Origin of the sequence: Pseudomonas saudimassiliensis (assembly GCF_000939975.1) — a bacterium.
Classification (GTDB): Bacteria; Pseudomonadota; Gammaproteobacteria; order Pseudomonadales; family Pseudomonadaceae; genus Halopseudomonas; species Halopseudomonas saudimassiliensis.
The window spans coordinates 2985981-2999217 of sequence record NZ_LK391969.1 but is presented as its reverse complement, the minus strand read 5'-3'; the positions used below and the strand labels follow the sequence as shown (position 1 = coordinate 2999217).

Sequence of the window (13237 nt, the reverse complement as noted above, 5' to 3'; positions counted from 1 at the left end):
CAAGTATGTCCGATACCGCTCCGGCGGCACCGCAGTTTGCCGATCTCGGCTTGCCTGCACCGCTGCTTGAGGCTCTGAACAGCCTCGGCTATGAAACACCCTCCCCTATCCAGGCCGAGGCTATTCCGACTCTCCTTGCCGGCGATGACCTGCTGGGCCTCGCCCAGACCGGCACCGGCAAAACCGCTGCGTTTGCGCTGCCCGTACTGGCAGGCATCGACGTCAGCATCCGCGCCACCCAGGCGCTGATACTTACCCCTACCCGCGAACTGGCCCTGCAAGTGGCGGAAGCCCTGCAGCGCTACGCACAGAACATGCGCGGCTTTTCCGTGTTGGCCCTGTACGGCGGCTCCCCCTTCGCTCCGCAGTTCAAGGCGCTGGAGCGAGGCGCCCATGTCGTCGTCGCCACACCCGGCCGCCTGACCGACCATATGCGTCGCGGCAGCATCAAGTTCGAGAACATGCGTTTCCTGGTGCTCGACGAAGCCGATGAAATGCTCAAGATGGGCTTTGCCGACGACCTCGATGCCGTATTCGAGAAAGTACCGGAAAACACCCAGAAGGCCCTGTTCTCCGCCACCATGCCCGCCGGCGTGCGCACTGTCGCCCGCAAGCACATGCGTGACCCGAAGGAAATCCGCCTGCACAGCGGCAAGAGCAGCAGCCTGGACACCATTACCCAGAAAGTCTGGGAAGTGGCCAACCACCACAAGCTGGACGCCATGACGCGCCTGCTGGAAGTCGAGCCGGTGGAGGCGATGATCGTCTTCGTCCGCACCAAGACCGCCAGTTTGGAGCTGTCCGAGCGCCTGGAAGCCCGTGGCTTTGCTGCCGCAGCATTGAACGGCGACCTCAGCCAGCAACTGCGTGAGCAGGTGGTAGACCGCCTCAAGCGTGGCCTGCTGGACATCGTTGTCGCGACCGACGTGGCCGCCCGTGGTCTGGACGTGGAGCGTATCTCCCACGTACTCAACTACGATCTGCCCCACGACAGCGAGTCCTATGTTCACCGGATCGGCCGTACCGGCCGCGCTGGTCGCTCCGGCACCGCCATCCTGTTTGTCACCCCACGCGAACGGCGTATGCTCGGCATGCTCGAAAAGGCCACTGGCCAGAAGATCGAGCAACAGGCCCTGCCGACCGCCGATGCGGTACGCAGTGGTCGCCTGAGCAAGCTGGGTACTCGCCTGCAGACTGCCGCCGAGTCCACCGGCTCGCTGCATCAGCAACTGGTTGACGACCTGCTGCAGTTGACCAGCATGGAACCGCTGGAGCTGGCCGCTGCGCTGCTGGCTATCCTGCCCGGTGCCAAGACGCTGGTCGAGCCAGTCGCTGACCTGCCGGTCGCCCCGCCGCGCCGCGAGACCACCGATGACCGCGACAGCGGCCTGGTGCGCTACAAGGTGCAGGGCGGTCGCTCCAACAACCTGATGCCCAAGCCGCTGGTGGATGCACTGGTCAAGCACGGCGGCCTGCGCCGCCAGCAGATCGGCCATATCAAGATGTTCACCGAGCATACCGGTGTCTTCCTGCCGCAGCTGGATTCCTCGGTACTCAGCAAGCTGGCCGGCATCGAAGTCAATGGCGTCGCGCTGCAGATCCGCGAATGGCCGCTGCCGCCCGGTGAAAGCGAGCGTCCGCGCAGCCCGCGTCCGCCGCGCAAGGACTTCGCCAGCAAGCCCCGCGCAGCCAAGCCACCCCGGCAAGGCTGAGTAGGCGCGACTTCATGGAATGGGTCGATATCGGCGTCAACCTGCTTGACGCCGCCTTTGACAAGGACCGCGAAGCCGTTCTGGAACGGGCCTGGGCGGCCGGTATCAGCCAGATGATACTGACCGCCACCTCGGTGGATCATTGCGCTGCCATTCAGGCGCAATGCGCCGAGGACCCGCTCCGGCTGTTCTGCACCGCCGGTGTACACCCCCACGAAGCCCGTCACTGGACTGCCACCCAGGCAGCTGACCTGCGATTGCTGGCGGGGGCCGATTGCGTACGCGCCATTGGCGAGTGTGGCCTGGATTTCAACCGCGACTTCTCCCCCCGCCCGCAACAGATCAAAGCCCTTGAACAACAACTGGAACTGGCCGTCGAGCTGGGCTATCCGGTGTTTCTGCATGAGCGCGAGGCCAGCGACACCCTGGTAGGTATCCTGCGTGATTTCCGCGACCGGCTGCCGGCTGCGGTCGTGCACTGCTTCACGGCGGACAAGGCGTCTCTGTACGGCTATCTCGATCTGGACCTGCATATCGGCATCACCGGCTGGATCTGCGACGAACGCCGGGGCACTCACCTGCAGTCGCTGGTCGGGGATATTCCGAGCGGGCGGCTGATGCTGGAAACCGATGCCCCCTGGCTGCTGCCGCGGACCCTGTCACCCAAACCGAAGAACCGGCGCAATGAGCCATGCTGGCTGCCCGAGGTAGCGACCATGGTTGCGCAGTGCCGGGGTGAGACGCTGGCGCAGTTGGCGGAGCACACGACGGCGACGGCGCGGGGCTTTTTTCGGTTGGGTTGAGCCAACCATCAGTAGTTTTCCCCCACTTCCTTACGCTATCCTGTCACCAACCGGCTGTAACCCCGGGAATGGATGCTCTCCACACAGCCCACCACCCGCTTTTCCCTGGGAGTCGCGCTCAATGCTGCGTCTGAAAAAACTATCCCTGTATTGCCTGATTCCCCTTGCCGGCCTGTTTGCCGGCGGCGACCTGCTCGCCCAGAGCGATCGCGGCACACTGCCCGCCAAGGTGAGTTCGGCCCTGGCCGCGGCGAAGATTCCCGGCGATGCCATGGCCCTGGCGGTCATTCCCCTGGAAGGCCAGGGGCTGGCACAGTTCGTCAATGCCGACCAGCCGGTCAACCCGGCGTCCACCATGAAACTGGTCACCACCTACGCCGCCCTCGAACTGCTCGGCCCCAACTACCAATGGCAGACCGATCTCTATGGCACGGGCGCCATCAAGGGGGGCGAGTTGGAGGGCGACCTGATCTTCCGCAGCAGCGGCGATCCCAAGCTGACCATGGAGCGCGTCTGGTTGTTGTTGCGCGATCTGCGCGCCGCCGGGGTGCGGGAGGTACGTGGGGATCTGGTGCTGCAGCCGGCAGACCTGCGGGTGCCGCAGGATGCGGGGAGCTTTCAGGATGACGGCAACGACCCGAGCAAGCCCTTCCTGGTCGAGCCCGACCCGCTGCTGACCAATCTCAAGCTGCTGTCGCTGAAAACCTTCGCTGATGGCGATGGCATCCGCACCCACCTGGAACCGGCACTGCCGGAGGTGACCATCAACAATCAATTGACCACCCTGCCGGCGGTCAAGAGCTGCCCCTGGCCCAACGTGGCCTACAACATCCAGGACGATGGCAAGCGCGCGACCATCACCCTCACCGGCTCCCTGCACCAGGGCTGCCATGCCGAACGCTATCTCTCGGTGCTTGATGCCCCTGTCTATACCGCCAGCCTGATCCGCACCCTGTGGCACGAAATGGGTGGCCGAATCCACGGCGGCAACCGCATCGGCCATTCCTCGAGCAATGCCCGGCTACTGGCCCGCAATACCTCTCCGGACCTGGTCAGTGTCGTGCGCGACATCAACAAGTACAGCAACAACACCATGGCCCGGCAGCTGTTTCTGACCATAGGCCGGGAGCAGCGCAGCGCCGCGGACGCCGACGACCACAAGGCCGCCAATCGCATCATCAACCAGTGGCTGGCGGATAAGGATATTCAACCCAACGGGCTGGTGCTGGATAACGGGTCAGGCCTGTCCCGGCTGGAGCGGATGACCGCGCGGGACATGGCAAACCTGCTGGCCCAGGCCTGGCAGAGCCCCTACGCCGCGGAATTTGTCGCCTCCCTGCCCCTGGCAGCGATGGACGGCACCATGCGCCGGCGCATGCGCAACACCCCGGTCGCCGGCCAGGCGCATATCAAGACCGGCTCGCTGCGTAACGTCCGGGCCATTGCCGGTATCACCCGGGACAACAACGGCCAGAGCTGGGCCGTCGCCGCCATCGTCAACCACCCCGCCGCCGGCGCCAGCCGCCAGGCCTTGGACAACCTGCTCGGCGACGTCTACCGGCGTGGTCCGACGGATGTGGCCGACAGTCGCTGACGCGGAGCGTTAGCGATTATCGGCAGCTGGAAGCTAGAAGCCTGAAGCTGGAAGCTGCCCGCAGTCAGGCGGCTCACCCTGCGCGGGACGGTGCTTTTGCTTCTAGCTTCTAGCTTCCAACTCGCGCCGCTCAGCGGCGCGCCAACCTCCAAGTCCGGTGAATGCGGCTGTTGCGCTGGAAGTCTTTGTCCAAGGTCTGGGCTGAGATATCCTCCACCTGGTACTTCTCGGCCAGCGCCGGGTCCAGGCGGAAGCGGCGGAAGTTGTTGGAGAAATACAGCACGCCGCCCGGCGCCAGGCGCGCCATGGCCATGTCCAGCAGGCGTACATGGTCGCGCTGCACATCGAACACATCGTCCAGGCGCTTGGAGTTGGAAAAGGTCGGCGGGTCGATGAAGATCAGCTCGTACTCGCCACGATCCTGCTCCAGCCACTTCATCACATCGTCCTGCACCAGTTGGTGCAGGTCCGACAGCCCATTCAGCGACAGGTTGCGCCGCGCCCAGTCCAGGTAGGTTTTCGACAGATCGACGCTGGTGGTCTTGCGCGCGCCGCCCACCGCCGCGTGCACCGAGGCGCTGGCGGTATAGCAGAACAGGTTGAGGAAACGTTTGCCCCGGGCCTCGTCGGCGATGCGCAGGCGGATCGGCCGGTGGTCGAGGAACAGCCCGGTGTCCAGGTAGTCCGTCAGGTTGACCAGCAGCTTGACCTGGCCTTCGGTCACCGTCATGAACTCGCCGCGGCGGTCCATGCGCTGGTACTGCTGCTTGCCGGTCTGACGCTGGCGCTGCTTGAGCACTACCTGGCTGGCCGGAATCCCCAGCACCTGGGGTAGCGCCACCAGCACATCCTGCAAGCGGGCCTGGGCTTTCTCTTCACTGATACTGGACGGCGCGGCATATTCCTGCACGTGGGCCCAGTCGCCATAGAGGTCGATGGCCACGGCAAATTCGGGCATGTCGGCGTCATACAGCCGATAGCAGCTGATGTCCTGCTGACGTGCCCATTTGCCCAGGGTCTTGAGGTTCTTCTTCAGCCGGTTGGCAAACATCTGTGCCGACTCGCTGAGCCGCGCGGCGGACTCGACCGGGGCGCTGGGAGCGCGCCCCTGTTCGCTGCTCTCGGTCGCCTGGGGCGCGCCGCCGGTGATATAGCGTTCGGGCTGCAGGTCCATCATCAGCAGCTTGCAGGGCAAGGCACCATTGAACAGGGAATACTGCTTGTGGCTGCGGATACCCATGCGCCGACCCAGTTCGGGGTTGCCGGTAAAGATCGCCGCCTGCCAGCCGGTGCACTCATGGCGCAGCACATCGCCCAGTTTCTGGTAGAGATAGACCAGGCTCGCCGCATCGCCCAGACGCTCACCATAGGGCGGGTTGCAAACGATCAGCCCGGCCTGCCCCCGGTCCGGGTTGGGCGCAAAGGTCGCCAGCTCGCCCTGGTAGACCTTGATCGGCGGTAGCCCGTTGCTGCGCCTCGGCATGCAGCCGCTGCCACAGCGCCGGCACATGCTGCAGCCAGTGGCTGAAGCCCCAGTGCTGGCGATGCAGGTTCGGCGCAATGTCCGCGGCCATCAAGCCCGCTTCGACCAGGAAGGTGCCCGAGCCGCACATGGGATCGGCCAGCGCTGCGCCCTCGGCCGCCAATGCCGGCCAGTTGGCCCGGATCAGCACGGCGGCGGCGAGGTTTTCCTTGAGCGGTGCGGCGCCCTGCTGCAATCGATAACCACGCTGGTGCAGGCTGTTGCCAGACAGGTCCAGCGCCAGCTGCACTTCCCCGTTGCGGCAATGCACATTGACGCGCAAATGCGGGCTTACCTTGTCCACCGAAGGCCGGGTACCGTCGGCGGTGCGCAAGCGATCGACTATGGCGTCCTTGACCCGCAACGCGCCGAAGTGGGTATTGTCCACGCCCGCCAACTGGCCGGTGAAGTCCACCGCCAGGCTGCCATCCGCCGCCAGATGCTCCGCCCAGTCGATGCGCGCCACGCCGTCGTAGAGTCCCTGGGCATCGCTGGCAGGGAAGCGATCCAGCACCAACAGCACACGGTTGGCCAGACGCGACCACAGGCAGATCCGGTAGCCCAGCTCCAGGTCGCCCTGGGCGAAAACACCGGCTACGGTTTCCCGGGCCGATTCGGCACCCAGGCCGCGCAGCTCGTCGAGCAGCAGCCCCTCGATGCCCTTCGGGCAGGTGATAAAAAATTCAAGGGTGTCGCGCATCTGATTGATTTCCAGAACAGTATTACGTTTATGTTGCAACACGGCTTCTAAACAATGAAGCCGCTATGCCAATTTGATCTTTCTAACCCGGTACCAATAGGGTACAACGGGCCTCATGACTTTGCGTTGGTAACCGAATAAGGAATCCGCAAAACGCGGTTTCCGGGGTGCGGGGGCTGTTCCCCTGCACCAAATCCCGACCGGGAACGGAGGTCGGGTTGTCATACCACACGAGGGCTGTACTTTATGAGAAGACTAAAGCGTGATCCGATGGAACGAGCATACTTGCGCGGATATCAGAACGGCGTCCAAGGTAAGTCTCAAGACTCCTGCCCCTTCAACAGCATCAACGCCAGGCAGAACTGGATCAATGGCTGGCGTGAAGGCAGAGCCGATCACTGGGCAGGATTCACCGGTATTTCAGGCGTCCATCGACTCAACGAGATGCGCGCCGTAGGGTAATCCCCTCTTCACCCCTTTCTCCCAAGGCGCTTACTCCAAGCGTCGGGCCTGCGAGGCCCCAGGCCCCCGTTTACGGGGGCCATTCAATTCAGCTCCCGACCTGTTCCGCGGCGCCCGACTTCAGGGCGGCAATGGCGTCCACGCATTCGCGCACCAGATCCGGCCCCCGGTAGATGAAGCCGCTGTAGAGTTGCACCAGGCTGGCCCCGGCGGCGATCTTCTCTGCTGCGTGGGCGCCGGTCAGGATGCCGCCCACGCCGATGATCGGCATCGCGCCTTGCAGCTCACTGGCCAGCACCCGAATCACCTCGGTGGAGACATCGGTCAGCGGCCCGCCGGACAGCCCGCCGGCCTCGTCGGCATGCTGCAGGCCGGCAACCCGGGCGCGATCCAGGGTGGTATTGGTGGCAATCACCGCATCCATCCCCTGCTCCTTCAGGGTCCGGGCCACCATGGTCAGCTCCTCGGGGGTCATGTCCGGGGCGATCTTGATGGCAATGGGGACGTAGCGGTCATACAGGCTGGCCAGTTCCTGCTGGCAGGCCTTGATATCGGCGAGCAGCAGCTTCAGGGTGTCGCCGTACTGCAGCGTCCGCAGGCCAGGCGTATTCGGCGAGGACAGGTTCACCGTCACATAGCTGGCATGGCTGTAGACCTTGCGCAGGCAGTACAGGTAGTCGTCCACCGCCCGGATTACCGGCGTGTCGGCGTTCTTGCCGATGTTGATACCCAGCGGCCCCCGATAGCGCGTCCGGGCAAGACGCTCCATCATTGCCTCCACCCCCAGGTTGTTGAAGCCCATGCGGTTGATGATTGCATTGGCTTCCGGCAGGCGGAACAGCCGCGGCTTGGGGTTGCCCGCCTGCGGCCGGGGGGTCACCGTGCCGACTTCGAGAAAGCCGAAGCCCAGGCCCGCGAGTCCGTCGACCGCCACCGCGTTCTTGTCCAGCCCTGCGGCCAGCCCGACCGGGTTATCGAAGGTCATCCCCAGCAGTTTCACCGGATGGGATTGCACCGGCCGTGCCAGCCGGGACGCCAGATGCAGGCGGCCAGCGGCGCCGATCATGTCAAGTGCCAGATCGTGGGAGGTTTCTGCAGGCAGGCGAAACATCAGGGAACGCAGGTTGGAATACATGGAGAGGCCCCGGTAATGAATGGCTGCGCGGGAGTATACCGTAAAAGGCCCCGGATCATGCGCCGCAATCGGCCTGAATCGCCGGCGGGCCTGTTGCTGAGAATGCCACTCGGGATGCGGCGGTGATGCGCTGGATCAGACCAGCCGTTCCAGCGACACCAGCTTGCCCTGCGCGGTGAACCGCATGACAAAACTGCCGTACACCCCTTCATGGGTCAGGAAGGGGCGCAGGTGATGGGCCGGCAGGCTGATGCTGCGGCCATCACGGCTGCGCATCATTACTCGCCCGGCCTGGCCCCGGTACCAGGCCAGGTAGCGCTCGGCGGGCAGCGCCAGGTCAATGATCAGTTCCTGCATGTTGCTCCAGAGGGGGCGCTTGTCGGACGGTGCTGGCAAGATCGCCCAGTTCACGCATGGCCACCGCAATCATGGGGTAGTCGTTCTGACCGCTGTTGCGCAGATCGCCCAGCAAATCCTGCCAGCGACGTACCCGCGCCGCGTAGCGCTCCAGCCAGTCAGCCATCAGCAGCTCGGTAGCGATATCGCGCTCGCCGAGCTGCAGCACGGATATTGCCATGCTCCCCATCTGGTTTTCCAGCTCGTCGCGGTAGGCCTCCCGGGCCAGCGCCTGCCAATGGGACTCGACTGGCAGGGCATTGATCTGGCCGGCGAACCAGGGCATCTGCAGTTCGCTGCCCAGGGCGAAGAGTACCTCCGCCACCCGGCGCGGGGGCTGGCCGGTGGCATCCGCCGCTTCGATCACCCCCAGCATGGTATAGGAATGGGCCGCCCCGGCGACCCGCTGGGCGATCTCCATCGGAACGCCGGCTGCGGTGTAGTACTCGCAGCGCGCTTCCCAGAGCTGGCGCACCGAGCCATCGAATATCTCGTCGAAATGCTCATTGAGTGCCTGCAACTGCTTGCCGAAATGCTCCACCAGCTCGGCGGTGCGAGGCTGCTGCCCAATGGGCTGCTGGCCGCTGCGCCGGATAAACCAGCGGGTAGCCCGGCGTGCCAGGCGCATCAGCTCGTCCATCATCTCCAACTGGATATCCGCCGACACCTGATGGTCCAGGCGGGCGATGCCGTCGAACTGTTCCATCAGCCGGAACACGTCCCGCGCTACCACGTACGCCGCCATGATCTCGCCGGCCCCGGCACCGGTGGCCTGCTCCAGACGTCGCACAAAGGTCACCCCCATGTGGTTGACCAGGTTGTTGGCCAGTTGGGTGGCGATGATTTCCCGACGCAGCCGATGCCGGGCCAGTGCGGCGGTGTAGTCCCGGACCAGCTGCGGCGGGAAGGCCGTGGCCATTTCCCGGGCCAGCCAGGGATCTTCCGGTGCATCGGAGGCGACCAGCTTTTCCTTCAGATCCGCCTTGGCATAGGAAATCAGGATGGACATTTCCGGGCGCGTGAGGCCGAGGCCCTTGGCCGAGCGCTCCGCCAATTGGTCATCCTCGGGCAGGAACTCCAGGGCGCGATTCAAGCGGCCGCTGGCCTCCATGACCGTAATGAAACGGCGGTATTCGCCCATGGCCCGGTGCGCCTGGCGCTGCACCAGGCTGATGGCCTGGGTCTGCTGGTAGTTGTTCATCAGCACCAGCCCGGCCACGGCGTCGGTCATTTCTGCCAGCAGCTGGTTGCGCTGCTTGACGGTCATGTCGCCGGCCGCCACCACTTCGTTGAGCAGGATCTTGATATTCACCTCGTGGTCGGAGCAATCCACACCGCCGGCGTTGTCGATGAAGTCGGTGTTGGCCGCACCGCCGTTGAGGCAATATTCGACCCGACCCAGCTGGGTCATGCCGAGGTTGCCGCCCTCGCCTATCACCTTGCAGCGCAGCTCCCGACCATCTACCCGTACCGCATCATTGGCCTTGTCGCCGACATCGGCGTGGCTTTCGGTCGACGCCTTGACGTAGGTGCCGATGCCGCCATTCCACAACAGGTCCACCGGCGCCTTGAGCAGCCGATTGATCAGCTCCGCCGGAGTCAGCTGATCCTCGTCGATGGCGAACACCTCCTTCATCTGCGGCGTCAGGGTGATCTGCTTGAGACTGCGGGGGAACACGCCGCCGCCCGCGGAAATCAGCTGGGGATCGTAATCCTGCCAGCTTGACCGCGGCAGCTCGAACAGGCGTTGGCGCTCGGCAAAGCTGCGCTCCGGGTCCGGGTCGGGATCGATGAAGATATTCAGGTGGTTGAAGGCGGCCAGCAGCTTGACTGAGCGCGAACGCAGCAGGCCATTGCCGAACACGTCCCCGCTCATGTCGCCGATACCGATCACCGTGATCGGGTCCTCCTGCACGTTGATACCCAGCTCGCGGAAATGCCGCTGTACCGAAATCCAGGCGCCGCGCGCGGTAATGCCCATCGCCTTGTGGTCATAACCGGCGGAGCCGCCCGAGGCGAAGGCATCGCCCAGCCAGAAGCCATAATCAGCGGCGATGCCATTGGCGATATCGGAGAAGCTGGCGGTACCCTTGTCCGCCGCCACGACCAGGTAATAATCGTCCTCGTCGTGGCGAATGACCTGGGCCGGCGGCACCACCTGGCCGTCGACCAGGTTGTCAGTCAGATCCAGCAACCCCTGGATGAATAGGCGGTAGCAGGCAATGGCTTCCTGCTGGATCGCCTCTCGGCCGGCAGCCACCGGCAAGCGCCGCGGCACGAAACCGCCCTTGGCACCGACCGGCACGATCACCGCGTTCTTGACCTGCTGCGCCTTGACCAGACCGAGTACCTCGGTGCGGTAGTCCTCTTCCCGATCGGACCAGCGCAAGCCCCCGCGGGCCACCTTGCCGCCCCGCAGGTGCACCCCTTCGAAGCGGGGCGAATAGACGAAGATCTCGTACATCGGTCGGGGCAGGGGCAGTTCCGGAATGGCTGAAGGGTCGAACTTCAGGCTGATGTAGTCCTTGGGCTGGCCCTGGGCGTCGGGCTGATAGAAGTTGGTCCGCACGGTCGCCTTGATCAATGCCAGGAAGCGGCGCAGGATGCGGTCCTCGTTGAGCACCGCCACCTCCTCCAGCGCCGCGGTGATGGCCTGCTCCAGCTTGTCCTCCAACTCCCCGGCGGTGGCCTTGCGCGCCAGGAAGAAACGAGTCTTGAACAGGCGCGCTAGCTCCCGGGCAATGGGCGCGTGGTTGATCAGGGTGGCGGCAATGTAGGGCAGCTCGAAACCCATGCGGATCTGCTTGATATAACGCCCGTAGGCGCGCAGCATGGCGACTTCACGCCAGTGGATGCCCGCCAGCAGGATCAGTCGGTTGAAGCTGTCATTCTCCGCCTGGCCGCCCCAGATCGCGGCGAACGCCTCCCCGAACAGTTGGTTGACGTCCTGCATTTCCATGGCGGGGTCCAGCGTCGAGCTGAACACGAAATCGTGGATCCAGTAGCTCTGGCCGTCCTGGCTGCGCAGCTCGAAGGGGAACTCGCCCAGCACGCGCAGGCCTAGATTTTCCAGCACCGGCATGACATCCGACAGCGGCAGCGGCTCGCCCAGGTGATACAACTTGCAGTGCAGTTGCCCTGGCTTGTGTTGCAGCGGCTGGTAGAAACTCATCGCCAGGGGGTTGTCCTGATCCAGCGCTAGCAGATGGCGAATATCCACCACGCCCGTGGCCGGGTTGAAACGCTCGCTGTATCCCGGCGGAAAACCCGCGCCAAACCGGGCCAACGCCTCGCTGCCAGCGGCCTCGCCCAGCGTTGCGCGTACTTGTTCGTTGAAGTCATCGGCCCAGTTACGGCAGGCCTGGGTTACATCCCGTTCGATTTTCACGTAGTCAACTTCCAGATTGCGCCGCGGGTCCACACTGAGGATGAACTGGACCCGGATCAGCTGTGATTCGGAAAAGAGCGTCCAGAACTCACTGTCGGAGGCCTCCAGACGCGACATCAATACCTGCTGTATCTGCTGGCGGACGGCGGTGGAATAGATCTCCCGCGGCACGTAGACCAGGCAGTAGTAGAACTGGGCGTAATTGCCCCGGCGCAGGAACACCCGGACCCGATTGCGTTCCTGGATCTGCACGATGCCTAACGCCGTCTCGCCGAGTTGCTGCTGCGAGACCTGGAACAGGTCGTCCCGGGGCAATTCCTGCAGCACCTGCTCCAGTTCCTTGCCCAGATGGCTGCCCGGCTCGAAGCCGGCCTGACGGCGCACCTCGGCCACCTTGCGGCGTAACCAGGGGATGCTGGTGACGTCCGCATTGGCCACGCGGGAGGTAAACAGCCCGGCAAAGCGGTGTTCCAGCACCACCTCACCATCACCGTTTATTTCACGGATGGACACGTAGTCGGGATAGGCCGGCCGGTGTACGCGGCTTTTCTGCGCACCCTTGGCGAAGGACAGCAATTTGGGCGACTGCAGGTACTCCAGCACCTGCGCCGGCATATCCGCAATATTCTCGTCCGGCGGGTCCAGCGCGGCGATGCCCAGACTGTGTTCCGGTTGGATCCCGAGACGCCCCTCCTGCTTGCCCTCGCGCAGGGCAAAGCGGGTGTAGCCCAGCAACACGAAATGCTCCTGCAGCCAGTCGAGAAACAGCGCCGCCTCCTCACGGTCATCGGCGTCGAACCAGCCGATATCCCCTTCCCGCAGGCGCGTGCCCAGCTCCCGCGCCCGTCCCCGCATCGGCTCGAAGGCGGCCACTGCCGCCTCCACATGGCCCAGCGCCTCCTTCAGTCCCGCTTGCAGAGCCAGCAGATCGGTCGGCGTCGCGCAGCGGCTCACCTCGATATGCATGACCGACTCACCGCGCAGCCCCTCGCCCCGGGCCGCAGCCGGATGCAAGGCGCGCAGCTGTCCGCCGGCATCGCGGTCGACCATGAAGGTACTGTTATACAGCGCATGGATCGCATGCCCCTGCCGGCTCAACTCAATTCGCACCGAGTCCACCAGGAAGGGCGAATCCAGATGCAGCAGCTGCACCACCGTGTGGGGCGAGTGCCAACCGTGGTTCTGCACCTGGGGATTGAACACATGGACACTGCCCCGATCCCCGTCAAACTGCTGCAGCATCCGCCAGCCCGACAACAGGGCGCCCAGCAGGTCGGTGTCCTGCCGGGTAAGCAGCTCGTCGAGGGTGGCAATACCGAAGAAGGATCGGGCAAACAGGGCCAGGGGCTCGCGCTCCGCCGGCTCGACCAGCGCCTGCAGGCGCTGATCGATGATCTGCAGAAACTCGTTCCGGTCGCTGGCAACAATAAACGCCATGGCACCTCCTGGCAGGCCGTGGATCAAAGGACAACTCACCCTAGTCTAGACCACGGCCTTTTCGGTAAAGTGGCAGCCATTGCAGGAA

At 64.4% G+C, this 13237-nt stretch carries 7 protein-coding genes and 1 pseudogene; 4 read left to right on the top strand and 4 right to left on the bottom strand.

Annotated elements, in window-relative coordinates:
• Positions 1–5 precede the first annotated feature (5 nt).
• The 3 genes from VG99_RS13765 to dacB all read left to right on the top strand — a co-directional run bounded on the left by VG99_RS13765 (position 6) and on the right by dacB (position 4109).
• Complete coding sequence (locus VG99_RS13765) at positions 6–1712, top strand: DEAD/DEAH box helicase (protein WP_076939766.1); 1707 nt, start codon at positions 6–8, stop codon at positions 1710–1712.
• A 14-nt stretch (positions 1713–1726) separates the two neighbouring features.
• A complete protein-coding gene (locus tag VG99_RS13760; RefSeq protein WP_044500866.1) occupies positions 1727–2515 on the top strand; it encodes a TatD family hydrolase in 789 nt (262 codons plus the stop codon).
• 121 nt (positions 2516–2636) lie between these two features.
• Positions 2637–4109 (top strand): D-alanyl-D-alanine carboxypeptidase/D-alanyl-D-alanine endopeptidase, encoded by a 1473-nt coding sequence (gene dacB / locus VG99_RS13755; RefSeq protein WP_044500865.1) that lies wholly within the window; start codon positions 2637–2639, stop codon positions 4107–4109.
• Positions 4110–4239: 130 nt separating this feature from the next.
• On the opposite strand, the pseudogene rlmKL reads toward dacB, so the two are convergent.
• Positions 4240–6331: pseudogene (gene rlmKL, locus VG99_RS13750) on the bottom strand (bifunctional 23S rRNA (guanine(2069)-N(7))-methyltransferase RlmK/23S rRNA (guanine(2445)-N(2))-methyltransferase RlmL).
• 246 nt (positions 6332–6577) lie between these two features.
• On the opposite strand from rlmKL, the gene rmf reads away from it, so the two are divergent.
• Positions 6578–6793 carry a ribosome modulation factor gene (gene rmf, locus VG99_RS15825; protein ID WP_076939765.1) on the top strand — a complete coding sequence of 72 codons (216 nt, stop codon included), beginning with the start codon at positions 6578–6580 and terminating at the stop codon, positions 6791–6793.
• An 88-nt stretch (positions 6794–6881) separates the two neighbouring features.
• Here the strand turns inward: rmf and VG99_RS13745 are convergent, their stop codons facing one another.
• From VG99_RS13745 to VG99_RS13735, 3 genes are all read right to left on the bottom strand, one after another.
• Positions 6882–7928 carry a quinone-dependent dihydroorotate dehydrogenase gene (locus tag VG99_RS13745; RefSeq protein ID WP_044500863.1) on the bottom strand — a complete coding sequence of 349 codons (1047 nt, stop codon included), beginning with the start codon at positions 7926–7928 and terminating at the stop codon, positions 6882–6884.
• Positions 7929–8063: 135 nt separating this feature from the next.
• A complete protein-coding gene (locus VG99_RS13740; protein WP_044500861.1) occupies positions 8064–8285 on the bottom strand; it encodes a DUF2835 domain-containing protein in 222 nt (73 codons plus the stop codon).
• The gene (locus VG99_RS13735) at positions 8266–13149 is read right to left on the bottom strand and encodes an NAD-glutamate dehydrogenase (protein ID WP_044500860.1); all 4884 of its coding nucleotides are present in this window, start codon (positions 13147–13149) and stop codon (positions 8266–8268) included. The genes VG99_RS13740 and VG99_RS13735 overlap by 20 nt, the downstream gene beginning before the upstream one ends.
• Positions 13150–13237 lie beyond the last annotated feature (88 nt).